The 26936-nt window shown below is 64.7% G+C and carries 26 protein-coding genes; 12 read left to right on the top strand and 14 right to left on the bottom strand.

Features of this window, described 5'->3' with window-relative positions; translation table 11 throughout:
* Positions 1 to 3: 3 nt before the first annotated feature.
* The 4 genes from XF30_RS18455 (at position 4) to XF30_RS18440 (ending at position 3165) form a co-directional block, all read left to right on the top strand.
* Positions 4 to 471 (top strand): RidA family protein, encoded by a 468-nt coding sequence (locus XF30_RS18455; RefSeq protein WP_036015166.1) that lies wholly within the window; start codon positions 4 to 6, stop codon positions 469 to 471.
* Between the two features lie 6 nt (positions 472 to 477).
* On the top strand, positions 478 to 1224 hold the full coding sequence (locus XF30_RS18450) for a glycerophosphodiester phosphodiesterase (protein ID WP_109143493.1): 747 nt from the start codon (positions 478 to 480) through the stop codon (positions 1222 to 1224).
* 220 nt (positions 1225 to 1444) lie between these two features.
* On the top strand, positions 1445 to 2686 hold the full coding sequence (locus XF30_RS18445) for a GNAT family N-acetyltransferase (protein WP_109145772.1): 1242 nt from the start codon (positions 1445 to 1447) through the stop codon (positions 2684 to 2686).
* Between the two features lie 53 nt (positions 2687 to 2739).
* Positions 2740 to 3165, top strand: a complete 426-nt coding sequence (locus tag XF30_RS18440; protein WP_109143492.1) for an HIT family protein — start codon at positions 2740 to 2742, stop codon at positions 3163 to 3165.
* 142 nt (positions 3166 to 3307) lie between these two features.
* Here XF30_RS18440 and tsaA read toward each other — a convergent pair whose 3' ends face one another.
* From tsaA to XF30_RS18420, 4 genes are all read right to left on the bottom strand, one after another.
* Positions 3308 to 3799: a tRNA (N6-threonylcarbamoyladenosine(37)-N6)-methyltransferase TrmO gene (gene tsaA / locus XF30_RS18435; RefSeq protein ID WP_036015171.1), complete on the bottom strand. Its 492-nt coding sequence runs from the start codon at positions 3797 to 3799 to the stop codon at positions 3308 to 3310.
* Between the two features lie 32 nt (positions 3800 to 3831).
* The gene (locus XF30_RS18430) at positions 3832 to 4182 is read right to left on the bottom strand and encodes an AzlD domain-containing protein (RefSeq protein ID WP_109143491.1); all 351 of its coding nucleotides are present in this window, start codon (positions 4180 to 4182) and stop codon (positions 3832 to 3834) included.
* Positions 4179 to 4919, bottom strand: a complete 741-nt coding sequence (locus XF30_RS18425; RefSeq protein ID WP_109143490.1) for an AzlC family ABC transporter permease — start codon at positions 4917 to 4919, stop codon at positions 4179 to 4181. The genes XF30_RS18430 and XF30_RS18425 overlap by 4 nt, the downstream gene beginning before the upstream one ends.
* A 157-nt stretch (positions 4920 to 5076) precedes the next feature.
* Positions 5077 to 6030: a lytic transglycosylase domain-containing protein gene (locus tag XF30_RS18420; RefSeq protein WP_109143489.1), complete on the bottom strand. Its 954-nt coding sequence runs from the start codon at positions 6028 to 6030 to the stop codon at positions 5077 to 5079.
* Between the two features lie 88 nt (positions 6031 to 6118).
* On the opposite strand from XF30_RS18420, the gene XF30_RS18415 reads away from it, so the two are divergent.
* Entirely contained in the window at positions 6119 to 6757 is a 639-nt protein-coding gene (locus XF30_RS18415) for an HAD family hydrolase (RefSeq protein ID WP_109143488.1), read from the top strand.
* Here XF30_RS18415 and XF30_RS18410 read toward each other — a convergent pair.
* Complete coding sequence (locus tag XF30_RS18410; protein WP_109143487.1) at positions 6754 to 7794, bottom strand: phenylacetaldoxime dehydratase family protein; 1041 nt, start codon at positions 7792 to 7794, stop codon at positions 6754 to 6756. The genes XF30_RS18415 and XF30_RS18410 overlap by 4 nt on opposite strands.
* 28 nt (positions 7795 to 7822) lie before the next feature.
* Positions 7823 to 8839: a carbon-nitrogen hydrolase family protein gene (locus XF30_RS18405; RefSeq protein WP_109145771.1), complete on the bottom strand. Its 1017-nt coding sequence runs from the start codon at positions 8837 to 8839 to the stop codon at positions 7823 to 7825.
* A 194-nt stretch (positions 8840 to 9033) separates the two neighbouring features.
* On the opposite strand from XF30_RS18405, the gene XF30_RS18400 reads away from it, so the two are divergent.
* The 4 genes from XF30_RS18400 to XF30_RS18385 all read left to right on the top strand — a co-directional run bounded on the left by XF30_RS18400 (position 9034) and on the right by XF30_RS18385 (position 13292).
* Positions 9034 to 9990, top strand: a complete 957-nt coding sequence (locus XF30_RS18400) for an AraC-like ligand-binding domain-containing protein (protein ID WP_109143486.1) — start codon at positions 9034 to 9036, stop codon at positions 9988 to 9990.
* Positions 9991 to 10139: 149 nt separating this feature from the next.
* Complete coding sequence (locus XF30_RS18395; RefSeq protein ID WP_036015181.1) at positions 10140 to 11165, top strand: aldo/keto reductase; 1026 nt, start codon at positions 10140 to 10142, stop codon at positions 11163 to 11165.
* A gap of 132 nt (positions 11166 to 11297) precedes the next feature.
* Positions 11298 to 12719 (top strand): MFS transporter, encoded by a 1422-nt coding sequence (locus tag XF30_RS18390; RefSeq protein WP_051057186.1) that lies wholly within the window; start codon positions 11298 to 11300, stop codon positions 12717 to 12719.
* Between the two features lie 123 nt (positions 12720 to 12842).
* Positions 12843 to 13292, top strand: coding sequence for a PEGA domain-containing protein (locus XF30_RS18385; RefSeq protein WP_036025610.1), 450 nt, complete (start codon positions 12843 to 12845; stop codon positions 13290 to 13292).
* Between the two features lie 77 nt (positions 13293 to 13369).
* Here XF30_RS18385 and clpA read toward each other — a convergent pair whose 3' ends face one another.
* Entirely contained in the window at positions 13370 to 15778 is a 2409-nt protein-coding gene (gene clpA / locus XF30_RS18380) for an ATP-dependent Clp protease ATP-binding subunit ClpA (protein WP_036015184.1), read from the bottom strand.
* A gap of 286 nt (positions 15779 to 16064) precedes the next feature.
* On the bottom strand, positions 16065 to 16397 hold the full coding sequence (clpS, locus tag XF30_RS18375; RefSeq protein ID WP_036015195.1) for an ATP-dependent Clp protease adapter ClpS: 333 nt from the start codon (positions 16395 to 16397) through the stop codon (positions 16065 to 16067).
* Between the two features lie 478 nt (positions 16398 to 16875).
* On the opposite strand from clpS, the gene XF30_RS18370 reads away from it, so the two are divergent.
* A complete protein-coding gene (locus XF30_RS18370) occupies positions 16876 to 18531 on the top strand; it encodes a TadE/TadG family type IV pilus assembly protein (protein ID WP_109145770.1) in 1656 nt (551 codons plus the stop codon).
* 74 nt (positions 18532 to 18605) lie between these two features.
* Here the strand turns inward: XF30_RS18370 and XF30_RS18365 are convergent, their stop codons facing one another.
* On the bottom strand, positions 18606 to 18944 hold the full coding sequence (locus XF30_RS18365; protein ID WP_011087913.1) for a phasin family protein: 339 nt from the start codon (positions 18942 to 18944) through the stop codon (positions 18606 to 18608).
* A 365-nt stretch (positions 18945 to 19309) separates the two neighbouring features.
* On the opposite strand from XF30_RS18365, the gene XF30_RS18360 reads away from it, so the two are divergent.
* Positions 19310 to 21160: a D-alanyl-D-alanine carboxypeptidase gene (locus XF30_RS18360; RefSeq protein WP_109143485.1), complete on the top strand. Its 1851-nt coding sequence runs from the start codon at positions 19310 to 19312 to the stop codon at positions 21158 to 21160.
* Between the two features lie 232 nt (positions 21161 to 21392).
* Here XF30_RS18360 and XF30_RS18355 read toward each other — a convergent pair whose 3' ends face one another.
* From XF30_RS18355 to XF30_RS18340, 4 genes are all read right to left on the bottom strand, one after another.
* Positions 21393 to 22118, bottom strand: a complete 726-nt coding sequence (locus tag XF30_RS18355) for a DnaJ domain-containing protein (RefSeq protein ID WP_109143484.1) — start codon at positions 22116 to 22118, stop codon at positions 21393 to 21395.
* Positions 22119 to 22187: 69 nt separating this feature from the next.
* Positions 22188 to 22937 carry a hypothetical protein gene (locus XF30_RS18350; protein WP_109143483.1) on the bottom strand — a complete coding sequence of 250 codons (750 nt, stop codon included), beginning with the start codon at positions 22935 to 22937 and terminating at the stop codon, positions 22188 to 22190.
* A gap of 144 nt (positions 22938 to 23081) precedes the next feature.
* A complete protein-coding gene (locus XF30_RS18345) occupies positions 23082 to 23942 on the bottom strand; it encodes an alpha/beta fold hydrolase (RefSeq protein WP_036015213.1) in 861 nt (286 codons plus the stop codon).
* A 343-nt stretch (positions 23943 to 24285) separates the two neighbouring features.
* The gene (locus tag XF30_RS18340) at positions 24286 to 25209 is read right to left on the bottom strand and encodes a division plane positioning ATPase MipZ (protein ID WP_036015216.1); all 924 of its coding nucleotides are present in this window, start codon (positions 25207 to 25209) and stop codon (positions 24286 to 24288) included.
* Positions 25210 to 25491: 282 nt separating this feature from the next.
* Here XF30_RS18340 and panC point away from each other — a divergent pair, with 282 nt between their 5' ends.
* Positions 25492 to 26343, top strand: a complete 852-nt coding sequence (gene panC / locus XF30_RS18335; protein ID WP_109143482.1) for a pantoate--beta-alanine ligase — start codon at positions 25492 to 25494, stop codon at positions 26341 to 26343.
* Here panC and XF30_RS18330 read toward each other — a convergent pair.
* Positions 26340 to 26780: a DUF1489 family protein gene (locus XF30_RS18330; RefSeq protein WP_036015220.1), complete on the bottom strand. Its 441-nt coding sequence runs from the start codon at positions 26778 to 26780 to the stop codon at positions 26340 to 26342. The genes panC and XF30_RS18330 overlap by 4 nt on opposite strands.
* Positions 26781 to 26936: the final 156 nt, after the last annotated feature.

The following is a 26936-nucleotide window of genomic DNA, read 5'->3' as shown; positions in this document are numbered from 1 at the left end:
GACATGGCGGGCACGGTCGAGCAGAAACTGGCGGAGCAAGGCATCAAGCTGCACGAGGCCCCCTCCCCCGTCGCCAACTACGTGCCCTTTGTGCGCACGGGCAACCTCCTTTTCGTCTCCGGCCAGGTCTGCTTCGACCCCGCCGGCAAGCTGATCGCCAAGGGCAAGCTGGGCGCCGGCGTCTCGATCGAGGACGGCGCCGCAGCCGCGCGCGGCTGCGCCGTCAACCTGTTGGCCCAGGTCAAGGCGGCGCTCGGCGATCTCGACAAGGTCGTACGCGTGGTGCGCCTCGGCGGCTTCATCAACTCGGCCCCGGATTTCCTGGATGGGCCGAAGGTGCTCAACGGCGCCTCCGACCTGATGGTTGCCGCCTTCGGGGACAAGGGCCGCCACGCCCGCACCACCGTCGGCGTCGCCTCGCTGCCCGCGGATGCGGCGGTCGAGGTCGAAGGCGTGTTCGAGGTCGCCTGACGCCAAATGCGCGCTCCGGATTGGCTGACAGCGCGGCCGGTCGCCCATCGCGGCCTGCATGACATTTCGCGCGGCATCGTCGAGAACATGCCGGGCGCGGTGCAGGCTGCGATTGCTGGTAGTTTTGCGATCGAGGTCGATATCCAGCTCTCGGCCGACGGCGAGGCCATGGTCCATCACGACCATGCCCTGGGCCGGCTCACCGAGGTCACCGGCGAGCTGATCGCAAAGACCGCAGCCGAGCTGAAGGCCGTCAGGTTCAAGGACACCGACGAGCGGATGATGTCGCTCGCCGACCTCTGCGCCATGGTCGCCGGACGTGTGCCCCTGGTAATCGAGGTGAAGAGCCATTTCGGCGGCGATCGCAAGCTGGTGAAGCGGATGGCCGAGGTGTTGGCCTCGTATGACGGCCCCGCCGTCGGCATGTCCTTCGATCCCGACCAGGTGCTGGCGCTACGTGACCTGTTGCCCAATCGTCCGCGCGGCATCGTCGCGCAGCGGAGCTATGAGGACGAGTACTGGGCCAACCTCACCCAAGAGCAGCGTGACAGCATGCTGTACTTGCGCCACGGCTTGCAAACCCGGCCGCATTTCGTCGCCTTCAAGGTCGACCACCTGCCGGCCCCCGCCCCCTGGATCGCCCGCAACGTCTTCGGCTGCGCCCTGCTCGGCTGGACCGTCCGCACCCCGGAGCAGCGGAGCCGGGTCGGGCGGTATGCGGACCAGATGATCTTCGAGGGGTTCGTGCCGTAGGGCTTGCCCGTGTCCCGGACAAGCTGCGACGCGTGAGCATCGCAGCGCTGAGCCGGGACCCATCTCTCCGCAAGCGCGCGGCCACGTGGACCCGGCTCAGCGGCGCACCACACCGGACGATGCTTCGCATCGCCGGGAGTGCTGCGCCGCGTCCGGGGCACGAGACCTGTGTTCCCCCGCCCTCTTGAAGTCGCTGCTGCAATGCACGATCTTGGGCACGATGGCATCATCGGAAATCACGCTCGAGGCCGTACCTTCGATTGGCGACGTGTCACCGGAGGATTGGGACGCCTGCGCCAATCCCGGCGGACGGTGCAATGGGGCTGGCACCAGAACCTCATCCGCTCTTCCAAGCGATTCCCTCGACCTCTCAAGACCCGCCTATAACCCGTTCGTCTCCCACGCCTTTCTCTCTGCGGTCGAGAAATCGGGTTCGGCCACGGTCCGGACTGGCTGGGGACCCCGGCATCTGGTCGCCAAGCTCGGCGGCCGCGTCGCCGGAATCGTCCCCTGCTATCTGAAATCGCACAGCCAGGGCGAGTACGTCTTCGATCGCGGCTGGGCGGATGCCTATGAGCGTGCCGGGGGACGCTACTACCCGAAGCTCCAGGTCTCGGTTCCCTTCACGCCGGCAACGGGGCCGCGGCTGCTGGTGCGTGATGGCGTCGATCGCGAGCGCATCACCGAGGCGCTGGCGAGTGGGCTCATCGCGCTGTGCGGCGTCACCAAGGCCTCCTCCGTCCACGTCACCTTCGCGCAGGAAAGCGAATGGAAGCTGCTCGCCGAGCACGGCTTCCTTCAGCGCACCGACCAGCAGTTCCACTGGCACAATGAGGGCTTTACGAGCTTCGACGACTTCCTGGCGACGCTGAACTCGCGCCACCGCAAGTCGATCAAGCGCGAGCGGCGCGATGCACTGGCCGCCGGCGTCACCATTCACTGGCTCACCGGCAAGGACATCACCGAGGATGCCTGGGATGCCTTCTTCGCATTCTACATGGAGACCGGCTCGCGCAAATGGGGCCGGCCGTACCTGACGCGCGAGTTCTTCTCGCTGATCGGCGAGTCCATGAGCGAGGACGTGCTGCTGGTGATGGCCCGCCGAAACGGCCGCTGGATCGCGGGCGCGATCAACTTCATCGGCTCGGACACGCTGTTCGGCCGCAACTGGGGCGCGGTCGAGCATCACCCGTTCCTGCATTTCGAGGTCTGCTACTACCAGGCGATCGATTTCGCGATCAAGCGCGGCCTCAAACACGTCGAGGCCGGCGCACAGGGCGAGCACAAGATCGCGCGCGGCTACCTGCCGCGCACCACTCATTCCGCCCACTTCATCGCCGATCCCGGCCTGCGCCGCGCCATCGACGATTACCTCAAGCGCGAGCGCGCCTATGTCGCGGAAGCCGGACGAGAGCTCGCCGAGCTCGGCCCGTTCCGCAAAGCGGCCGACGAGGCGCCTTGACGCCTCGCCACGGCTGGTGACAGTAAGCGCAAATCTTCCGAGGAGCCGCCGCCATGACCGCCTACGACACTAACAACATCTTCGCGAAAATCCTGCGCGGCGAGCTGCCCTGCTACAAGGTCTACGAGGATGAGCACGTCTTCGCCTTCCTCGACATCATGCCGCGCGTGCCCGGTCACACGCTGGTGATCCCGAAGGCTCCTGCCCGCAACATCCTCGACATCAAGCCCGACGATTACGCCCATGTCGCCCGCGGCGCGCACAAGATCGCCGCCGCCGCAATGAAGGCGTTCGACGCCGATGGCATCACCGTGCAGCAATTCAACGAGCCCGCCGGCGGACAGGTGGTGTTTCACCTGCACATGCACGTGATGCCCCGCCACGATGGCGTCGCCATGCTGCCGCCCGCGAGCCGCAAGGAAGACGATAAGGTGCTGCAGGCGCACGCGGCGAAGCTGATGGCGGCGTTGAAGGGGTAGCTCTATCAACTCGTCATTCCGGGGCGCGCCTCTTGGCGCGAACCCGGAATCCATCTCACCATCGTCATTGCTGCCCGATGGATTCTCAGGTGCGCAATTGCGCACCGTAGCTCGACGCTTCGCGTCGCCCCGGAATGACGGATTACCCCGTCTCGAAATCACCCTTTTGCGGCGCGGCCAGCGGCGTGAACTCGCAGCGGTCGGGCTTGATGTCGATCAGCGGCGTGTTGTCGATGCAATCGAGGCCGCGCACCAGGATGGCATTGCCCTCGATGCCGACCAGCTTGACGATCGAGGTGCCGATCGGATTGGGCCGCACCGGCGAGCGCAGCGAAAAGGTGCCGCGGGTCTTCTCGTTGTTCTTCGGGCTCTGCAGGACGATGTCGCGGCGCGAGCGGTCGAGCCAATAGAGCACTTCGAGGTTGCTGTAGAAGTCGACGCCCTTGATGGCCGGCACGAACGGCTCGAAGATCTCGAGGCGGCAGATCGGACCGTCCTGACGTCCCTGCCGCGGCGTCTCCAGCCGCGACGACCAGGGCGTGCGGATCCGGCCGATGAAGACGAGGCCGGCATCTTGCGTCGGCGGCAGCTCGATGGCGACCTCGCCCTCGCGGAGCTCCTGTTCGCGAACCATATGTCCTGTTCCCTGGCTGTTCGCTGGCGGTTTTAGCCCAACCACCACTTGCCGGCCAGCATGAAGACTTCGCCCGTGACCACGCCCGCGAAGATCGAACGGCGGGTCAGCAGGAAAACGACGAGCCCGGCACCGACCGCGCCATAGCGCAGGACATCAGGCACCCTGGCCAGCGCGCCCGGTGGCTGGACCACGATCTGGGCGATGACGCCGGCCAGGATCGCGGTGGCGACCGCTCTGACCCAGACCAGCAGCTCCGAGCCCTCGTCGATGCCGCCGCCGAACCACAGGCCCAGCATGCGCCAGATCTGGTTGGGAACGACGCCGGCGACGAACAGGACGGCCAGCGCGTGCCAGTCGCCGATCGCTTGCGCAAAGCTCATGCGCGTACCTCCCGCCACCAGTGCACGCCATAAGCGATCGTCCCGGCGACCACGCCGCTGACGAGGATATCGAGGCCGGAGTTCATCTTCGCCGCCAGCGGATAGAGCACGATGCCCAGCACAAGCGCGACGACGTCGGCGACCTCGCGGCTGTTGCGCGCCGTCGAGAACAGGAACGACAGCGGCGTCAGCAACAGGATCGCCGCACCAAGCGTCTGCGTCAGGTTGGCGGCGAGGAAATAGCCGACGATATTGGCGACAAGGCACACGGAGACGAGCCCGCAGCCGAGCCCGTGGACGAAGGCGATCCGCCGTTCGCGCGGCACCTGCGGCAGGAAGCGGTGGCATTCGACCCACAGCGTCACTGCGGTGAGATGCGCGGCGAAAATCAGCTCGCGCCGCTTGGTCGTGGGTATGCGCATCAGCGGCAGCACCGAGACCACCATTGGAAACAGGCGGATGGCGCTGACGGTCACCGCGATCGCCGACTGGATGATGGTGGCGCCCGAGCCGAGCGTGGTGATCAGGATGATCTGCGCCGGACCTGCCCAGACGAACAGCGTCGAGCACAATGCCCAGAGCAGGCTGAAATGGGTGTCGTGAGCGAGCGCACCGATGCCGAGATAGGTCACGAACAGCACGATGGTGAGGATCGTCTGCGTGATCGAGCGCAGTCCCCACGCGAAGGCGCGCCAGGGACTATTCCATTGCGGTGAATCGAGCGGAGGAAGCGCCACGGGAGCTTTGGCCGGTGAGGAATCGTGCCCGCATAACGAGCGAGACGGGTGCGCGCGTCAAGGAAAGGCGCGGCGGGGCTGGCATGCATGACAGCCAGGCTCACCGCCGTCATTCGGGGGCGCTGCACTTGGCGCGAACCCGGAATGACGGCTCATCCTACCCCGCCACACCCCTGTTCCTCAGCACGAAACACGCCCCGCCCGCCTTGCGGATGCGGTTGCACAGATCATCAGCCTCGGCGCGCGTATCCGCGCCGATGCGGACCTGATAGAACGCGCGCGTGCCACGGCTGCGCATCACCGAGGAGAGCAGGCTCGGATCACGCTCGCCGATCACGGTGCTCAGTTTCGTCACGGCCCGGGAATACATCGCGAGCGCCCTGTTGCGGTCGAAGCCGGCCGCGAGCTGCACGCCCCAGATCTTTGCGGCTGCAAGCTCGACATGCTGCTCGAGCTCGGCGACGAATGGATTGGGAGCACGCTTGAGCAGCGCGATCAGATCACGGCAGCTCGTCGTCGGCGAGCTCGGTGGTCCCTTGCCGGTGCTCCCCGCCTTGGCCCAGGCATCGACGCTGGTGCCGGTGATGGCATAGACGTAATTGCGGGTCTGCTCCGGCATCGGCCCGGTGCCGGCGAGCCATTCCTGCACGCGCCGGGGGCCGGCATTGTAGGCGGCCGCGGCAAGGCCGAGATTGCCGAACTGGTTGCGCAGCTCATTCAGGAATTCGGCCGACTTCGGCAAAGCCTGCACCGGATTGAACGGATCGAGCAGCCCGCGCTCGCTGGCAGTGCCCGGCATGAACTGCGCGATCCCCTGCGCATGCTGGCCGCTGCGCGTCATGGGCCCGACCGCATCGGCCTGGAAGCGGCTTTCCTGCCAGATCACGCGCGCGAAGAATTCCAGCGGCAGGTTATTGTCGCGCGCGGCCGCCTCCACGATCAGGCAGATCGACTCCCGCGTGTCGCTCTCGCGGGCATCTTTCGGTTTCTCCGCTGGCTTCTCGGGTTCCTCGGCCTTCGGAGGCGCATCGGTGGAGGGTGCCTCCTCCGCGAGCGCCGGTGCCAGCAGCAAAGCCTGGCACAACACAGTAATGACCCGAGCTATTCGCATGGCATTGACGCTATCGGACAAATCGGACCTTGACTTGGAACCAGAGCCAACTAGCAACAGACGGCAGTATCAACACCGGTCATGCCCGATGGTGACAATCTTTTTTGATCTCGACGGCACGCTGACGAACCCGAAGCCCGGGATCACCCGCTCGATCCAATATGCGCTGGAACGGCTCGGCGTTGCCGTGCCGAGCGAGGACGAACTGACCTGGTGCATCGGCCCTCCGCTGCTTGCCAGCCTTCGCAAGCTCACCGGAGCCGATGAGCTCGCCGACCGAGCACTGCTGCTCTATCGCGAGCGCTTTAGCGATATCGGCCTGTTCGAGAACGAGGCTTACAGCGGAATTACGGACACGTTATCTTCGCTCGCAGCGACACGTCAGCGCATGTTCGTGGCGACCAGCAAGCCCGCCGTCTACGCCAGCCGCATCGTCGATCATTTCGGCTTGAAGCCGTATTTCGAACGCGTGTTCGGCTCCGAGCTCGACGGCACGCGTGTCGACAAGCGCGACTTGCTTCGCTACGCGCTCGACGAGACCAGCGTCGATGCGAACAGCGCGATCATGATCGGCGACCGCAGCCACGACGTGGTCGGCGCCAGGACCAACGGGATGACCGCCATCGGCGTGCTCTACGGCTACGGCAGCGAGGCCGAGCTGCGGGAGGCCGGCGCGCATCACATCTGCGCGGCACATCCCGAGCTGCTCGGCCATTGTGTCGCTTAGGTGCTGACAGTTTCGACCGCCGCTAGCATGCCTGTCTTCGGGTGACAGTTCAGATATTCGAAGAACTGTTCGTCGGCGGCCGCCACCGTCACTTCGTGATAGAGCCGCAGCTTGGCTGACGGCCCGAGCGTCGACAGATATTTCATGGCCGCGCCGAAGATCCTGACATGGGTCGGATGCGACTCCGCCCAGCGTTCGAGCGCGGCGAGGCTCTTCCACCAGCTCTGCCCGTAGGATTTCTCGTTGACGCTGCCGTCGGCCGTCAGCACCTGCATGTAGCGGTTGGCATAGCAGCCAATCGCGAGGCCATCATCGCGCAGAAAATCCATGCCCTCGCGTAGCACCGGTTCGACGTCGTCGAGATAGAGCTTTCGCTCGGATGCTGCGGTATCGCTCCAGTCCTGCCCGGAGCGGATCAGGCAGAGATTATCGTGCGCCACGACTCTCAGCCGCGGGCCGTCGCAAATCAGCTCAGGCGCGCCACCAGGCGCCATCGCATCAGTCTGCGACAGCGGGATACGGTCGCGCATCCCGCCCCAATAGGCGTGCTCCTGCACCTCGCCGCTCATGCCTTCCGCAACGACGGCGATACCTTCTGGCCGATCGGGCGAGGAGAACAGCGTCTCGTGACGGGCCACAACGGGACGCAGCACCTCGATGAAGGTACCGATGCCGTCGCGTTGCCGCCCGGTCCACATCTCGCGAGCCCCCGCGAACCAGGCATCAAAGCGCGCGAGATCGTCCCAATAAGCGACCGTGACAACATTCTCGCTGCCGGACTGATCTCTATAGCTTGCCCGGTCCCAATGTGACGGACCGCCATCCATTGCGAACAGTCCTGCGAGTTCTTTCAACGCGTCAATTGCTGCCGCCGGTGCCGCACCGCCATACTGAACACCGAAATAGGCCATCACGACCCGGCTGACCGAAGGCTTGTAGCGCGCCACGAAGGACGGATATGGCGGCTGGTAATCGTCCGGCACGCGCTTGTGGCGCGTGCGTGGCGTTTCGAGATGCGCAGGAATTGCGGATTCCATAGCGATGCCCTCCCCGTGATCGCCGCGTTCAGCTTGCCGCCGCCGCAATGTCCATAGGCTCGACAGTGTCGACCGGCAGCGCGAACTGCTCGACCCGCTGGTACCGCTTCTTGTTGAGCAGCAGCCGTGTGACGTCGGGCCGCGAATAATGTCCGGCGGGATCGGCAGCATTCTTGGCAACGCCAATGGCGCCGAGATCGATCTCGGCGATCAGCAGGCCCTCCTGATCGGGCGCCAGCTTCTCCCCGATCTGACTGCCGTCGGGGCCGTAGATGGCCGCAAAGCCGCCGCCCGCATGCAACAGCGCATTCTTGTCCGGCCGGTCGCAGAGCTCGTCGATCATGGCCTGCGAGACGGTGGCGCAAGGCGCGAGCACGAAGCAGGAGCCTTCCACCGCATAGACGCGCGAAGCCGCGTTGTTGACCTCGGCCCCTAATGCCGGCGCGAAGGGATCGTAGAGCGAGAAGCTCGGCCAGGCCGCGACATGGACCTGCTCGTTCTGAGCGTACATCGCGTATTTCGACAGCGGCTGCAGATGCTCCCAGCAGCACAATGCGCCGAGCCGGCCGATGTCGGGCCGCGCATGCACGGCGAGGTCGCTGCCGTCGCCTTCGCCATAGACCGTGCGCTCGGCATGGGTCGGCCGCAGCTTGCGGCGCTTTGCAATGGTCTCGCCATCAGGGCCGATCAGCCATTGCGCGAGGTAAAGGCTGCCGCCGTCGCGCTCGGACAAGCCGATCACGGCGGTGAGCCTTGCCTTGCGCACGGCCTCGCGCAGGCGCTCGGCCTGCGGGCTGTCATAGGACAGCGAGTTGTCGAAATAGCGCTGCACGAAGCCCCGCCCGATCGCCCAGGCCGGGGAATCCAGCCAGATGTGCCAGGGGTAGCCGGGGATGAAAGCTTCAGGAAAGGCGATCAGCTTGGCGCCCTTTTCCGCGGCCTCCCCGATCAGCGCGATCGACTTGTCGATCGAGGCGTCGAGATCGAGCCAGGCCGGTGCCGCCTGCACCACCGCAACCTTGTATTTCGGATGTTCGATGCCCATTGCCGCCTCCATTGCCGGTTGATCGCAAGCCACGTCCGATGCAGTCTATTTGGCCAAGCTGGGCGGCCAGGCGCTCGACCACGGCGGAACAAAAACTCGACTGGAAGGGATCGCCCGGTACGGAATTTGCCTCCGGTCAGGCTCGATCTGCGCCAACATGCGGTTTTGCAGGATGTGAAAGGGAGGCTGTCCTGATGCCAATCCAGTTCACGACAGACGGCAGTCCCGGCTACCGGCGGCTCGCGCTCTGGCAGGACATCGTCTGCGACGTCTTCGTCGGGCTCGACTGCAAGTCCGACCTCGGCAGCGCCTTTCATGGCTCGGTCACGCAGGCCTCGCTCGGCAAGGCCGTGTGCTCCGAGGTCTGCTCGGACCGCCAGCACGTCTTCCGCACACCGTCGCGCATCGCGCGCTCGGATCAGGGTTTCGTCCTAGTCGCACTCGGCAATCGCGGCAACGGTGGCGTTGTACAGGACGGCCGCGAGACCGTGATCCACCCTGGCGAGTTCGCGCTCTACGACACAACGCGCCCGTACGAGCTGAAGTTCAACGACAGTTTTACGCAGACCATCTTCAAGGTCCCACGCGAGATGCTGCAGCGGCGGCTCGGCGGCACCGAGACGCTGACAGCAATGTCATTTGGCGCCGACGCACCGCTCGAGCGGCTCGCCTATGATTTCATTGTCCGGCTCTGCCAAAATGCGGATAGCTTGGCTCTGGATACGGCCACGGCGCTGTCGGAGCAGGCAGTTGATCTGCTTGCGATGGCATTGAGCGAGCGGCTCGGCAAGTCATCGCTGCCGTCCTCGACCCACCGCTCGGCCCTGCTCTACCGAGTGAAGGCGCACATCCGCGCGCACCTCGCCGATCCCGATCTCTCGGTCGCTGAGACCGCAGCCGCGCTCGGCATCTCGCCGCGCTATGTCAACGATCTTCTCGCAGACGAGGACACCTCCTTCCAGCGTCATGTCCTTGCCGAACGCCTCGCCCGATGTCGGAGGGATCTCGCCTCGCCTCTGCTCGCCCATCGCCACATCAGCGAGATCGCCTTCGCCTGGGGCTTCAACGACCTCTCGCATTTCGGCCGCGTCTTCCGCGAGCATTTCGGGATGTCGCCGCGCGACTTCCGGCAGAGCCAGTTGCGGCATTGAGGTGCATTCCAGTCGGCTGTCATCTGCACGATCAGGTCATGCCGAGCAGGGCCGGTATGTGAGCAGGTGATAGGACACGGCGCCTGCTTGCAGTATCTTCCGCCGCCAAGGCCGCCACGATCATCAGCGGCCAGCCAAGGAGCAGATCGATGGAATACCGACGCTTGGGCCGGTCCGGCCTTATGGTGCCTGCCTTGAGCCTGGGAACGGGCACGTTCGGCGGCGTCGGCCGCCTTGCGGCATGGGGCACGACGGACGCGACCGAGGCGCGGCGTCTTCTGGACATCTGCCTCGAGGCCGGCGTGTCGATGTTCGACACCGCGAATGTCTATTCGCTCGGCGAGTCCGAGCGGGTGCTCGGTGAGGCCATCAAGGGTCGCCGGGACAAGGTCCTGATCTCGACCAAGGCGACCTTCCGCTTTGGCGACGGTCCCAACGATATCGGCTCGTCGCGTGAGCACCTGCTCAAAGCCATCGACGGTTCGTTGAGCCGGCTCGGCACCGATTATATCGATCTTTTCCAGCTCCACGGCTTCGACGCCTTCACGCCGTCCGAAGAGGTGCTCTCGACTCTCGACGTGCTCGTGCGCGCCGGCAAGATCCGCTATGTCGGCGTCTCGAATTTCTCGGGCTGGCACCTGATGAAGTCGCTCGGCGTCGCCGACAAGCACGGTTTTCCGCGTTACGTCGCCAACCAGACCTACTATTCCCTGATCGGGCGCGACTACGAATGGGAGTTGATGCCGCTCGGCCTCGACCAGGGGTTGGGCGCCGTGGTCTGGTCGCCGCTCGGCTGGGGGCGCCTCACCGGAAAGATCCGCCGCGGTCAGCCGAAACCGGAAGTCAGCCGCCTGCCCAAGACGGCCGAATTCGGACCGCCCGTCTCGGACGAGCACGTCTACCGTGTCGTCGATGCGATCGACGAGATCGCGAAGGAGACCGGCAAGAGCGTCTCGCAGATCGCGCTGAACTGGCTGCTGCAGCGTCCGACGGTCTCGACGCTGATCATCGGCGCACGCAACGAGACCCAGCTGCGCGAAAATCTCGGCGCGGTTGGCTGGTCCTTGACCAAGGACCAGGTCGCAAAGCTCGATGCCGCGAGCACGGTGACGCTGCCCTATCCCTACTGGCACCAGCGCGTGACCTTCAGCGACCGCAATCCACCGGCGGTGTAGGACAGCTGCATCAAGCGCGCTTGGGTAAGCCGGCGCGCTGGCGGCCGGTTCCGGAACTATCGCGGCCCTGCCCTGTTGGCGCAATACTCGGCATGTGGCCGAGTCCGATTCGCCAACGATACGCCGCTCACGATGTCGACAGTCACCATTGAGCATGCCGACGGCCTGCCGCAGCCGCAACGCAATCAGGCGGTGCTGACCATTGCGCTCGGCATCGTCATGGCGGTGGTCGACAGCACCATCGTCAATGTGGCGCTGCCGACGATCGCGGCCGATCTCGATGCGACCCCGGCCTTGTCGATCTGGATCGTCAGCGGCTACCAGCTCGCGATCACGATCTCGCTGCTGCCGCTGGCTTCGCTCGGCGAGATCGTCGGCTATCGCCGCGTCTATCTGGTCGGGTTGGCGCTGTTCACGCTGGCCTCGGCCTTCTGTGCGCTGGCCCACACGCTGCCGCTGCTGACGATCGCGCGCATCCTCCAGGGCTTTGGCGCGGCCGGCATCATGAGCGTCAACGCCGCGCTGGTGCGCTTCACCTATCCGCGCAGCCTGCTCGGCCGCGGCATCGGGCTCAACGCGCTCGTCGTCGCCTTCTCGGCTGCGATCGGCCCGACGCTCGCCGCCGGCATCCTCGCGGTCGGAAGCTGGCCCTGGTTGTTCGCGATCAACGTGCCGCTCGGCGTGGTGACACTGGTGCTGGGCCTGCGCAGCCTGCCGCACACCAAGCCCGCGAGCCGCTCGTTCGACTGGCAGAGTGCGGGGCTGTCGGCGATCACGTTCGGCGTCGGCATCGCGGCGGTCGACAACGTCGGTCATGGCGAGGCCGCGATCACCTGTCTCGTGCAGTTTGCCATCGCGATCGCCGCGGGTGCGCTGCTGATCTATCGCGAGACTCACATGACCTCGCCACTCTTGCCAATCGACCTGCTGCGCATCCCCGTGTTCGCGCTGTCGATTGCGACCTCGATCGCATCGTTCTGCGGGCAGATGCTGGCCTTCGTCGCGATCCCCTTCTATCTCCAGAGCCGCTTCGGCTATTCGGCCGTGCATATGGGCCTGTTGATCACGCCATGGCCGATCGCATTGGCGTTTGCGGCCCCTCTCGCCGGCCGCCTGGTCGAGCATTATCCGGCCGGCCTGCTCGGCGGTATTGGGCTCACGCTATTCGCCTGCGGCCTTGGCGCGCTCGCCTTCCTGCCGGCGACGCCAACGCCGCTCGACGTGATCTGGCGGATGGCGCTCGCCGGCGCCGGCTTCGGTCTGTTCCAGACCCCCAATAACCGCACCATGATCGCAGCCGCCCCGCGCGAGCGCGCCGGCGGCGCCAGCGGCATGCTGGGGACGGCGCGCCTGCTCGGCCAGACCACCGGAGCGGCGCTGGTGGCGCTGTTGCTCGGACGGTATCCGCTTGAGGGGACCAGGCTGGCGCTCCTTGTCGGCGTTGGATTTGCGCTGTGCGGCGCGATGCTGAGCATGCTGCGGCTCTCCACAGCCGGCGCGCGCGGTGCCGAGCACGTCCGCGTGCAGGACGATCAGCGCCTGCGGGGTGAATAGCCGGACCCGACCCGGTTCGCGCGTAGTCGTGCACAACCTCCGCGTGGCTTAACTATTCGGAGCAATGGCCTATTGCCCTCCCGCCCCGGTTGCGCATAGTGGCGGTGGGACAAGGGGCATTTCATGCGTTCATTTGGAATTGTGGCGCTCAGCGTCATGCTGGGCGGCTGCGCGTCGGTCACGCGCGGTACGACGGAGAATATCAGCATTTCATCGACACCATCAGGCGTGGAAGCCGTCGTCAGCGGAATGGACGTTCCGACCACCTGCACGACCCCTTGCTCCGTGGTCGTCAAGCGGAACGCCGACATCTCGATCACCTTCCAGAAGGAAGGCTATCAGCCGCAAATCGTTCCGCTCAGCCGGGACGTCCAGACGGGCGGAGCCGCGGGTTTTGCGGGCAATCTCCTGTTGGGCGGTATCGTCGGCATGGGCGTCGACGCAGCGACCGGAGCCGCGACCGATCACAAGCCGAATCCGGTCATCGTGACGATGCAGCCGTCGGTCCCGCACGCAGCACCGCGCGCACCGAGAAAGCCGCGGCCACCGCGCGAACCGCAGGCCGGAACGTAAGGCCTCCTCGCGCAGACATCGGTGCAAACAAAAAGGCCGGCTTTGCAGCCGGCCTTTTCGATTTCATCACGTGCCGATCAAACCTTGACCAGCGGCCCCTTGGAGGTCGGCCCCTTTGAGCCGCCGGGGCCACCCGGCTTGGATTTGCCCGGCGGGCGCTTGCGGGTGCCGGGCAGCTTCTCCTGCTTCGGCGTGACCGGGCCCTCGACGAATTCGAAGCCGATCTTCTCCTTGGTCTCGTCGGCCTCGTCCTTGACAAGGACGACGCGAACGTGGCCGCCACCCTTGAGCTTGCCGAACAGCACCTCGTCGGCCAGCGGCTTCTTGATGTGCTCCTGGATCACGCGCGCCATGGGACGTGCGCCCATCTGCTCGTCGTAGCCGTGCTGGACCAGCCAGGCCTTCGCCGGCTCGGACAGCTCGATGGTCACATCGCGGTCGCCGAGCTGCGCCTCGAGCTGAAGCACGAACTTCTCGACCACGGTGCCGATCACCTCGACGCTGAGATGGCCGAACGAGACGATGGCATCGAGACGGTTGCGGAATTCCGGCGCGAACTGCCGGTTGATCGCCTCGTGATCGTCGCCTTCCCGCTTCGACCGGGTGAAGCCGAACGCCTGCTTGGCGAGATCCGCCGCGCCGGCATTCGTGGTCATGATCAGGATCACGTTGCGGAAGTTGACCTGCTTGCCGTTGTGGTCGGTGAGCCGGCCGTGGTCCATGATCTGGAGGAGCACGTTGTAGAGGTCGGGATGCGCCTTCTCGATTTCGTCGAGCAGCACCACGCAATGCGGATGCTGGTCGACGCCGTCGGTGAGCAGGCCGCCCTGGTCGAAGCCGACATAGCCGGGAGGCGCGCCGATCAGGCGCGACACGGTGTGCCGCTCCATGTACTCGGACATGTCGAACCGCAGCAGCTCGACGCCGAGCGTCGCCGCGAGTTGCTTGGCGACCTCGGTCTTGCCGACGCCGGTGGGGCCAGAGAACAGATAACAGCCGATCGGCTTCTCCGGCTCGCGCAGGCCGGCACGCGCCAGCTTGATCGAGGCGGCGAGCGATTCGATCGCCTTGTCCTGCCCGAACACGGTGCGCTTCAAGGTCTGCTCGAGATGCTTGAGCACCTCGGCGTCGTCCTTCGACACGCTCTTCGGCGGGATCCGAGCCATCGAGGCGATCGTGGTCTCGATCTCCTTGATGCCGATGGTCTTCTTGCGCTTGTTCTCGGCGACCAGCATCTGCGCCGCGCCGGACTCGTCGATCACGTCGATCGCCTTGTCGGGCAGCTTGCGGTCGTGGATGTAGCGCGATGAGAGCTGCACCGCCGCCTCGATCGCCTCATTGGTGTACTTCAGCCGGTGATAGTCCTCGAAGTACGGCTTGAGGCCCTTGAGGATCGCGATGGCATCCTCGACCGTCGGCTCGTTGATGTCGATCTTCTGGAAGCGCCGCACCAGCGCGCGGTCCTTCTCGAAGTGCTGGCGATATTCCTTGTAGGTGGTCGAGCCCATGCAACGGATCGTGCCCGAGGCCAGCGCGGGCTTGAGCAGGTTCGAGGCATCCATCGCCCCGCCCGACGTCGCGCCCGCACCGATCACGGTGTGGATCTCGTCGATGAACAGGATGGCGTTGGGATGCGCCTCGAGCTCCTTGAGCACCTGCTTCAGGCGCTCCTCGAAGTCGCCCCGATAGCGCGTGCCGGCAAGCAGCGTGCCCATGTCCAGCGAGAACACGGTGGCCGCCGCCAGCACCTCCGGCACTTCGCTGTCGACGATGCGCTTGGCGAGCCCTTCTGCGATCGCGGTCTTGCCGACGCCGGCTTCACCGACGAACAGCGGGTTGTTCTTCTGCCGGCGGCACAGCACCTGGATCGCGCGATTGATTTCGGAATTGCGTCCAATCACCGGATCGATCTTGCCGTCGCGCGCCTTCTTGTTGAGGTTGACGCAATAGGTCTCGAGCGCCTCGCCCTTCTTCTTGGCGTCCTCGTTACCCTTGGTCTCGGTCTCCTCGTCGACGCCGCGCACCGGCCGCGCCTCGGAGACGCCCGGCCGCTTGGCAATGCCGTGGCTGATGTAGTTGACGGCGTCGTAACGCGTCATGTCCTGCTCCTGCAGGAAATACGCGGCATGGCTCTCGCGTTCGGCGAAGATCGCGATCAACACGTTGGCGCCGGTCACCTCTTCGCGACCGGACGACTGCACATGGATCACCGCGCGCTGGATCACGCGCTGGAAACCGGCGGTCGGCTTGGCGTCGTCGGCGCCATCCGTCACCAGGTTCTCGAATTCGGTCTCAAGGTAGTTGACGAGGCTCGTACGGAGCTTGTCGAGATCGACGCTACAGGCGCGCATGACGGCGGCTGCATCGGAGTCGTCGATCAAGGAGAGCAAGAGATGCTCAAGCGTCGCGTATTGGTGATGACGCTCATTTGCGATCGCCAGCGCACGATGCAGGGATTGTTCAAGGCTTTGGGAAAAAGTCGGCATTCGCGTCCTCTATGGCCCCCACCATCATGATCGTCATCGCCCGGTCAGGCAACAACAACCTTTGTCACATATAGTTATACAAGACCGCGGCGAAAGACCGGTTCCGCGACTCGGCGGCGACACACTTGCGGCATTTTCGATGCAAAACCCGTTCCGATTTGGGCGGGATCGGCGCCGGCGCAGAATTCCGTAGTTCTGCCGGCTGCAGCCCACCGCGCGCAGCCGCTACGCGACAATCACACTGCGGCTTGTACAAGAGCCGGCCTCAAATGCGCCGCAAGCCGTCTTACTTCTTTTCCATCACGCATTGCAGCGGGTGCTGGTGCTTGCGGGCGAAATCCATCACCTGCGTCACCTTGGTCTCGGCGATCTCATAGGTGAACACGCCGCACTCGCCGATCCCGTGATGATGGACGTGCAGCATGATCTTGGTCGCGGCTTCGATGTCCTTGTTGAAGAACTTCTCCAGCACGTGAACGACGAACTCCATCGGCGTGTAGTCGTCGTTGAGGATCAGCACGCGATACAGGTTGGGCCGCTTGGTCTTGGGCTTGACCTTGGTGATGACCGACGTGCTCGGACCCGAGGGAGTACCCGAACGGTTGTCGTCATTGCTCATGCGAGGCGCGTCGGCAGCGGCTGGCGCGGACAGATCGAGGCTGGAAGTCAATTGCAGCATGGCACAGGCGTTCAAATTCCCCACGGAAGCGAATGGCGGTCACCGCGCGACCCCGCCCTTCGGAGCCTGGCGCAGGCGCACCGCCTTGGATCGCCGCTCCCGGCAAATGCGGTCGAGGCCGGATCGCTCGCCAGCAATATGGCCCTGCCCCCGGCCCGCCGCAAGCACGCCGGGGTTCAGCCCATGCGGTCGCAGCAGTCCCGATTCCCGGTCGGGGCGATCCTGATCAGGTTAATCAATCCGGAGCGATTTGACAAAAATTTCCGCTCGGCACGTTTAGAACGTGTTGACCAGGAACCCGGCCGTTAACCCGGCCGCGACGGTTTTCCGCAAAACGCTCCGTTTTTCTACGGTCCAATTTACCTGCCATTCAATGGCATGGGGCGAAATCGGGCAAAACACAGATTTCGGGATCGTCATGTCTGGTCTGCCCCTCGTCAGCCGCCTTGGTCGACAACTCGCCCGTTTCGCAGCGGCCAAGCAAGGCAATATCGCAGTGATCTTCGCCATTGCGCTCGTTCCAGTGCTGGGTTTTGTCGGCGCCGCGCTGGACTACAGCCGGGCCGTCCACGCACGCACCTCGCTGCAGTCTGCGCTCGATTCCGCAGCATTGATGGTCTCCAAAGACCTCACCAACGGCATCATCTCGGAGTCCGAAGTTGAGGCCAAGGCAAAATCCTATTTTAGCGGTCTCTATACGGGTCGCCCCGGTTTGGTCTCGACCGCAGACATCCATGCCACCTACACCCCGAAGGATTCCAATGGAATTTCGAACGTCGTGGTCACCGGATCGGGCGCCATGCCGACCGATTTCATGAAGATCGCGGGCTTTCCGACGCTTGGATACAATGGCAGTTCGACTGCGGCGTGGGGAAATACGCGCATGCGGGTGGCAATGGTCCTGGATAACACGGGATCGATGGCCCAGAACGGCAAAATGACGGCCATGCAAGCCGCGGCCAAGGACATGATCACCACCTTGTCCAACTACAACAAGCAGACGGGCGACGTTTACATCTCGATCATTCCATTCTCGAAAGACGTCAACGTCGGCACGACCAATGTCAATGCCTCATGGATCAACTGGACTGAATGGGAGGCCGAGCCTCCGATCCTCGTCAACAACAAGTCCAGCGCCTTCAATTCGGCCATCGGCGGATCGAACTGCCCCTTTTCGTACTCTACCCACGGCTTTGTCTGTATGGACCGGCCGGCCACGTTGAGCGGCGCCAACACCACCAGCAAGATACCGTCGACCGGCACCTATGCCGGTTACATCTGCCCGAGCAGAGACAATGGCAGCAAGATCTCAGGCAAGTCCGGCATCTACTACAACGGCTGCTACACTACTGCCACAGGGGCGAGCGCAAGCTGCGGATCGAGCACGAGTTGCACCTGCACAGGGAGCGGCTCGGGCAAGATCTGCCATCTCTGGCGCGGCGACGGTACCACAGCAACGGCTGCGGCAGCACCGGGTCACAACACCTGGACCGGCTGCGTGAACGACCGCGATCAGGATTACGACACGAAGAACTCCGCACCCGGTTCGGGCAGCGGGAGCCCCTCCTCGCAGTTCTATGCCGAGCAGTGGTCGGGTTGCCTTCCGGCCACCGTGTTCCCGATGAGCAATCAGTGGCAGACGCTCAAGGATCAGATCACGTCGATGTCGCCGAGCGGCAACACCAACCAGGCCATTGGTCTTGCCTGGGGTTGGCAATCCCTCAGCACGACCAACCCGCCGATTGCGGCACCGGCCAAGGCCAGCAACTACGTTTACAAGGATTATATCGTGCTGCTGTCTGACGGCTTGAATACCCAGAACCGCTGGAGCACCTCGCAGTCCGCGATCGACGCCCGCCAGGCGATCCTCTGCGACAATATCAAGGCGGACAAGGCAAACCCGATCACGATCTTTACAATTCAGGTCAACATCAACAATGCCGACGCGAAATCTCAGGTACTGGAGAAATGCGCAACCGACGGGAACTTCCAAATGATCACGAGTTCCTCTCAAACTTCGGACGCGTTCAAGAACATCCTGACGCAGATTTCCAAGCTGCGCGTCGCGAAGTAGTCCGATCAAACATCCGCAAATGAAAAGCCCGGCCAACTCGGCCGGGCTTTTGCTTTCAGGCTCGTACCAGTGCGTCAGTTCGCGGCCGGGGTGAACTTCGACACGATGGTCTCGACCGGCTTGAACGCCTGCTTGGCGAGGTCGCTGTAGAGGCCGGCAATCTTCTGCGATTCCGCGACGAAGGTTTCGTAGGCGGAACGGGCAAAATCGGTCTGCGCTTCCATCGCCTTGTCCAGCGACTTCACGCCGGAAAGCTTCTCGACGAAGGACTTGGTGTCTTCGAACGACTTCTTCGTGTAGTCGCCATAGGCGCTGGCGATCGCCTGGAGGCCGTGCTGCACCGAGGTCGCGGAGGCAACGCACTGCTCGAACTGCTCTTTCCCGTAGCTCTGGAAGTCTTCAACCTTGAACATTTCGGAATCCTTTTCCCTGGCTCTGACTCCGCCCAAAATTAGTGCAACGCACAACAAAGTCAAGAATCTTGTGCGACGCACAAATCCGGCGCAAATCGCAGAGATTCCCGGGGTTTCCCGCAAGGGTTCCTTAAGCTTTTGGAAACCGGGCCACCCTACTTTGATTCCCTGGACGTGGTCACTTCCGCGAGCGGCCAAAAGCCGTTTGAGAACATCACCTTAGCCAGAACAGCGGCTCGGGTCCAACGTCCCCCGCGGCCAACAACCAGCGGAGGGACAGCCTGAGCAGGTAATGATCCCGGGTCCGTCGGGCACAATTTCGCCTCACGAGCCGGTGATCAAGTCAGAAACGGGGACGGGGTTCCATGCTTCGTAAAAACTTGTCTGCCTCGCGCTGGGCGCGGGTTGGCGTTTTCGGGCTTCTTACGGTCACCACCGCAGTCATCTTCACCGTCGACGCGGCCGAGGCGCGGCGCCATCGTCGACATTATGCGCACCACCGGGTGCAGCACGACGTGTCCGAGAGCTCCAGCTCGAAATTCGCGTCCATCATCATCGACGGCAATTCCGGCGCAGTGCTCCAGGCGACGAGCCCTGACGCGATCCGCCACCCGGCCTCGCTGACCAAGATCATGACGCTCTATCTGCTGTTCGAGCGCCTCGAATCCGGCAAGATGAAGCTCGACACCGAGATGCCGGTGTCCAAGCACGCCGCCGACCAGGATCCGACCAAGCTGAATCTGCGTGCCGGCCAGACCATTCGCGTCGAGGACGCGATCAAGGGCCTCGTCACCCGTTCGGCCAACGACGCAGCCGTGGTAATCGCGGAAGCGATCGCCGGTGACGAGGACGACTTCGCCCGGATGATGACGCGCAAGGCGCGCTCGCTCGGCATGTCCAGGACGGTTTACCGCAATGCCAACGGCCTGCCCAACGACGAGCAGGTCACGACCGCGCGCGACCAGGCCACGCTGGGTCGCGCCATTCAGGAGCGCTTCCCCCGCTACTATCGCTATTTCGCGACCTCGACGTTCAATTGGCGCGGACAGTCGATCCGCAACCACAATCGCCTGCTCGGCAGTGTCGAAGGCGTGGACGGCATCAAGACGGGCTACACCCGCGCCTCCGGCTTCAACCTCGTCAGCTCGATCCGCCGCGGCAACCGCCACCTGATCGGCGTGGTGCTCGGCGGCCGCAGCGGTGGCTCGCGCGACGCCATCATGCGCAACCTGCTCGCGGAGAACCTCGACAAGGGTGCGACCGTCCGCACCGTCGCTGCGGTTACGGAGCGCAACGGCACTGAAGCCAACACCGATGTCGCCGATGCCTCGGATATGCCGGCACGGCCCGCCCTGCCGGTCCAGGCCGCGGCGGCCCCTGCTCCTGAAGCCGCCCCTTCGCGCCTCGCCGCGCGTCTGTCGACGCTGGCCGCAGCGACTGCGGCGATGCCTCCCGCTCACTCCAAACCCGAAGCTCGGCCGACGGAGTCCAAGGTGGAACCGGCGCCGCTCACCAATGGCGTGATCTCGAGCCAGCCGCTCTCCATCATCCCCGGCTCGTCCGAGCCGATGAAGCCGGTTCGGGTCAAGACCGTTCAGGTCAAGGCCGGCGCCGTGAAGGTCGCCTCCGCGGCTCCGGCCCAAGGTGGTGTCCAGGTCGTTGCGCCGCCGGTCACCAGCACCGTCCCGCACCGCTCCGACGTCGCGGAAACCTCCGGTGCCGTCGTCGCCAGGGCAGATCTCATCAACAAGCCGGAGGCGGTGAGCCAGCCCGAAGCGCCGAAGGCCGAGATGGCCCGCACCGAACTGCCGCGGCAGCCGGCGGGCTTCGGTACCGGCAACGGCATCCTTGGCGTGCTGCCGGCCCCAACCGCCGCCGCACCGGCTCCCGCCGCACCCAAGCTCGCCTCGGCCGACCCGGCGCCGCAGCCGATCCAGATGAGCGCCACCACCAAGCCCGCCGTCATCCACAGCGGCTGGATCGTCCAGGTCGGTGCGCTCGAGAGCGAGAACGAAGCTCAGCAGCGCATCGACGCGGCCCGCAACTCGGCCCGCGGCCTGCTCAGCAAGGCGGACCCGTTCACCGAGCCCGTCGTCGCCAAGGATAATCGCAAGCTTTACCGCGCCCGCTTCGCCGGGCTCGAGCGCGATCAGGCCGAAGCCGTCTGCCGCACCTTGAAACGTGCCGAGATCTCCTGCATCACCGTTCGCAACTGATTTCCTTCTCCGCTCCAGACCAAATGCCCGCGCCTTGCGCGGGCATTTTCGTTTTGGTGAGGCGGTGATGCGCAGGCTGTTCCGGACAAGGCTGTTCCACGACAACCTCTCGTCAAGGATTTACGGTTAAAACTTTGCTCAAGGGGATCGACCACGCCGACAAGGGCGGGCGACGGCAGACAGAGCGAACGGAGCTCACGCGGTACGGGCGTTTGTAGCGTTGGTGCCGGAGTTAGCCGTTATGCGTGCGAAGCAGAGTATCCTTGGCCTCGTTTACCCGGGCAGCGAGATACGTCGAGCCCCCCTGGTCGGGATGGAGTTTCTTCATCAGGGATTTGTGGGCCCGGCTGATGTCGTCGCGCCCCGCTCCCGGCTGCAAGCCAAGGATCTGATAGGCTTCCTCCGCCGTCATTTTGCTGCTCGCCGCCGTGCGGCGCTGCCGCCCTGCCGTATCGCCCTGCGCGTTCTGACGCCAAGCGGGAAACCGGCGGTCCAGATAGCTTTCAAGTAGGGCCACGCTCTCGGCGTCGAACGTCGGGACCATCGCGAGCAAGCCGGCGAGATCGAATTCGTCGAGATTGCGCCCGGCATGAGGCCCCGCAACGATCTGGCCAGAAAGCTGGCCGGAATCGTGGTCGAGCCGCATGTCCAGGAATTGCGAGCGCACCCGCGAGGCCTGCCCGGACGGGCGCGTCGCACCGCCGCCGAACAGCCCGCCGACATTGCCGAAGCCGGCATTCGCGAGTGGTGTCCAGCCGAGCAGGCCCGCGCCGAAAATTCCGAGCGGGATCGCAACCGCCAGCTCGCCGCGCAAGCCGGTGAAGGCCGCAACCACCAGCGCCAGCACGCCGCCGCCGAACTTGAGGGTGCGCGCCAGCACCGCTGGATTGGCGGAGCGGAACATCTGGAGCAGCAGGTACAGCGTGATAACGGCGACAGCGCCGGCGATCAGGGTCATGGCCGGAATATAGTCGTGCTGTTGTCAAAAAGCATGGCGCCCAGCGCCGCAAGCCGCACCGGCCGGGCCCTATTTCATCTGGCTGATCAGCTTCGCCGCGCCACTCACGCTTCCAGCCAGCTTCAACAGCGCCTCACGTCCACCCGCGGCATAGGCCGCAGCTGCCCGCAACAGCTCGCGCAGCTGCGCTGCCGCACCGGGATCGAACCGGCACCAGGCACCGCCAGTCAGCCGCGCCATCTCGCGGAAGGCCTGTTCGGCGACCGCGTCATGGCCCTCCTGAAAGACGAATACGGGCACCTTGAGCATGCCGAGCTCGCCGGCCTTGGCGCAGAGCTCGTCGCTGTCTTCCTCCATGGCATCGCCGACGAAGACCACGGCCCGCACGCCGGATGCGACTGCCTCGCGCCTGGCCTCGCTCAGGACCTTGCCGATCTGGGTATCGCCGCCGCGGCAATCGATCTTGCTCATCAGCGTCGCCAGCCTGGCGCTGTCGGAAATCCAAGCCGTGGCTCGGCACTCGTTGAGGCCGCGATAATAGACCAGCCGGATGTCGAGACTGCCGAGCGCTGCGGTCTCGCGAAACATGTCGGCCTGGAGCGCGCAGGCCAAGTCCCAGGTCGGCTGCCGGCTCATGGTCGCATCCAGCGCGAAGATCAGCCGCCCCCTTGCGCCCGGGGCATGCGGCGAGAGGGTCCGCGCCTTGGCAACGAACGCGGCGATGTCTTCCGAGGTCGAGGTTTGCGCTTGCGGCAGCACGCCGTCTGCTCGCGCCGAGACGGCATCGCGGCCGCGCGGTTTGATGGGTTCGCCCGACATCGCAGCTACACCTTGCGTCAGCAGCTAATGTGGTCAGCGCATGCGGCCCGGTCAATGCGCAAAGCCTCCGCGGGCGGGCGCCGGCGGAGGCTTCGACGATTGGTGCAGCCTTGCGACGACGTCAGCTCGGTAAGCTCTTGGACGTCAGCTCTTGGCAGGAGCCATCAGGGCGACCGGGCCCGGCTCCAGGATCTTGGGCGGGGCGGACTGCGTGTCGACCGGTGCGATCTCGCTGTCGGTCGCGCTCAGGAACTTGTCGAGCATGCTCTGGATCGAGCTTTTCGCCACATCCGGACCGGTATCGCGCATGTCGTTGTGCTGGAACTCGGTCTTCACGACCTGAATGCCTGCCTGCTCGCATTCCTCGTCGGTTGGAATCACGCCGGCGTCGGCCTTGAACTGCGGATCCTGGGAGCGGAACGACAGGATCTTGAACTTGCCCGCGGTAACGAAGGGCACGCGCAGATTGTCGAGGGTGACGACCTTCTTGACCTCATCCGGATACTGCTTGGCGAAGTACATGGTGATGTCGCCGCCCATGGAATGGCCGACCATCGTAACCTTGTCGTAATCGGCGTTGGGCTGAACCTTCTTCATCTCGTGCACGGCGAGATGGATGTTGGCGACGCCGCGCAGGATCTGCGGCAGCCGGCCAACATAGAGCTCGCCGGGCTTGGTGACCATCGGAGGATCAGTCGGCAGATCGTGCTGCGGGCTCATGACCATGTAGCCGCGCGCAGCGAAGATGTTGGCGAGGAAGCCGTATTCGGTGTTCTTGACGGTGTTGCCGTGATTGATCACCGCGACGGGCAGCTTGATCATGCCGGCATTGGCCTGCATTTCCTTGTCGCGGCGCACCGCGATGGAAACAGGCACCGGACGGTTATCGCGCGAGGCATCGTAGAATGTGATGGTCTCGTGCTTGATCGCCCACTTGCTCGCCGTGAAATAGGCGATGCCGCAGAGGGCACTGACCGAAACCAGAACGGCAATTCCACGCTTCATTTTCGTCCTCAGCCTCAGGCCTAAGCGGCCTGAATCCCTGTTGAAAATCGTGTTCTCCGGGGCTCTTCGTCCCCTTGTCGCCTATTCCCTAATATATGTCACAGCAGCGTGACAGGAAGGCTAAATGTTGTGAATCGGCAGCCCTTTCATTGTGCGTTGCACTCGTTCGGTGAGCACCCCATTCTCATACCGCTACGTGAGGGTGCAGGTCCCTATTCGACGCAACCGGTCTTGATCGGGTTCGACTCGCGGTAAATGCAGGGTGAAAACGCGCGCGGCGCAGTCCCGGTTCCCGCGCCAGCCGAAGGCCCGGATCGGCCGGGAGTAGCGCTATACCGCGAGGTCAGGCGCCGAGGATATCGTGGACCTCGAGCGGCTTGTCGACCTGGCTGAACCACTCGGCCCGGTTAGCCGCGCGGCGGCGGCCGCGCTCGTCGAGCGGGAGCTTGAGCTGGCGGAGCAGGCTCGTCACCTCCTCCCGCGCAGTGAGATGGCCGAGATTGGGCCGCATGCCGAGCGTGGCCTCGTCGATATCGTCCAGGGCGGTCAGGCCGCGTGGGAAGAATTCGCGGTACACGACGCGCTCGGCGAAGCCGTCGACGTAGCGGAAGCCGAGCCGCAGCGACAAATCCTTCAGGCCCTCGGCGACGAGCTGCTTGTTGCGCGAGCCGAGCATGGACAGGCGATTGCGCACGACGATCCAGTCGGTGGTCGCGCCGTCGAGCTGGCGTCGCTTGCGCCTGACGTCACGCACCATCTCGGCGTAGTGGCTCTCGCCCGTCACTGCGTAAGTCGCGGGATCGACGGTGCCGAGCACGTCGAAATCGAGGAAGCTGTCGTTGATCGGCGTGACCAGGGTGTCGGCCATCGAATGCGCGAGCCGCATCAGATAGCTGTCGGTGCCGGGCGTATCGATGACGATGAAGTCGAAGCTGCTCTCGACCGCGGAGACGGCTTCCATGAACTGCTGGAACTCGGAATTCTCGTTCTCGGCAATCTGCATGGTCTCGCCGAGCTTGATGCAGCGATGCACCGGAAGCTCGAGGTCGAGCTTGGTACGTTGCGCCCAGGCGGACCGGTTGCCGATGTAGCGCGTGAAGCTCTGCTGGCGACAATCGAGGTCGATGGTGGCGACGCGCTGGCCGGCCTTCAGAAGTGCAACGGCGATGTGCAAGGCCGTGGTCGATTTGCCGGAGCCGCCCTTCTCGTTGCCGAGCACGACCACGTGCGCCGAGCCGGATTGGCCTTGGCTAGCCTGCACAAGCATGGCGATCCTCAACACCCCTTGCGAATATCTTCGAGTTGACCGCGTCAGCGGTCAAGTGAAATGCGTGACAGGAAATGCAAATTGCAACGCGCCGTTCTCACGATGTGTCGCGGCGCCGTCTTTCGTCTGTGATCCAGCCCACAATGTCGCGACGTTCTACGCCGCCTTGCGCGGGATGCTGTGCCGCATCCGGATGCATGGCGTCCACGATCTCCGCTTGTTAAGGTTAGCCGCCGGGCGCGACGCCCCGCACCTGCGCCGCTTCCCAATCGTCGAGTCCCAATGTCAGCAAGCCCATTGATCGCCCGCACGGTCCCCGCCCTGCGACGCGCCGTCGACAATCTCCGCAAGCGAAAGGCCACGATCGCACTGGTCCCGACCATGGGGGCACTCCATGACGGGCATGTGTCGCTGGTTCGCCTCGCCAAGCGGCGCGCCAGCCGCGTCGTGGTGTCGATCTTCGTCAACCCGACCCAGTTCGCTCCGACCGAGGATTTCGGCGCCTATCCGCGCACCTGGAAGGCCGACATCGCCAAGCTCGCGGCCGAGGACGTCGATATCGTCTGGCACCCGGGCGTCGCGGCCATGTATCCGGAGGGGTTTGCCACCCGCATCGCGCCGGAGGGGCCGGCGCTCGCCGGCCTCGAGGACCGCTTCCGCCCGCACTTCTTCGGCGGTGTCGCCACGGTCGTCGGCAAGCTGTTCACGCAAGTCCGGCCGGATGTCGCGATCTTCGGCGAAAAGGATTTCCAGCAATTGCGCGTGGTGACGCAGATGGCGCGCGACCTCGACCTCGGTGTCAAGGTGATCGGCTCCCGCACCGTGCGCGAGCGCGACGGACTCGCGATGTCCTCGCGCAACGTCTACCTCTCGCCCGAGGAGCGCCAGACCGCCATTGTCCTCTACCACGCCATGAGAGAGAGCGCCGGGCGCATCCGTGCCGGCGATTCGATCGCGCCGGCCATGGCCGGCGGTGCGGACATGGTCAAGGCGGCCGGCTTGGTGCTCGACTATTACGAGGTCCGCCATGCCGAGACGCTGGCACCGGTCACCTCGCGCAAGGACGGCCCCTTGCGGATCCTGGTCGCAGCCAAGCTCGGCACCACCCGGCTGATCGACAATATGGCTGTTTAGAGCAGTCCGAGGTCACGCAGCTCGCGCCGCATCGGCTCCGGCATCGCCGCAATCGAGCCGGCCGCTGACTTGCCGAGATCGGCCGGCACGGAATCGTCGGTCAGATAGCGCCAGCCCTGGAACGGGCGCATCGGCCGCGGCGAGACCGAGATCACTTTCGGCTGCATCACGATCCGGCAGCGCCCGATGCCGTCCTTGTCGCGGAACGGCTCGATGCCGATGATCTTTTCGCGCGCGGCGATCTCGCCCTTGATCACCCAGTAGAGCGAGCCGCCGGCGAGGATCTCGGCGTCGCGCTTGGGCACCATGCGCGTGATGTGGATGTGATGTTGCGGCAGACCCTTCTTCTTGGCGGTCTGCATCCGTTCGGCCACCCACTCCTTCAATTCCTTGACGGAGTCGCAGCCGACGGCGAGCTTGATCAGATGGAGTGGCATGCCCAAGCATTAGCCGGGCAACCCAGCATTTGGAATGCCGATCTACTCGTTATCCGCAGGCGCGGGAGCGGCGGTCGAGGCCGGCGGCGGCGCGAGCGGAACCGGCGCCGCAGGCGCACGCGCAGCCTTTTGGGGCGGCGGCTTCTTCGCAGCCGG

The organism is Bradyrhizobium sp. SUTN9-2 (genome assembly GCF_003122645.1).
Lineage (GTDB): Bacteria > Pseudomonadota > Alphaproteobacteria > Rhizobiales > Xanthobacteraceae > Bradyrhizobium > Bradyrhizobium yuanmingense.
Note: the sequence above shows the minus strand (reverse complement) of the source record. Positions and strands in the feature narration are given on the sequence as shown.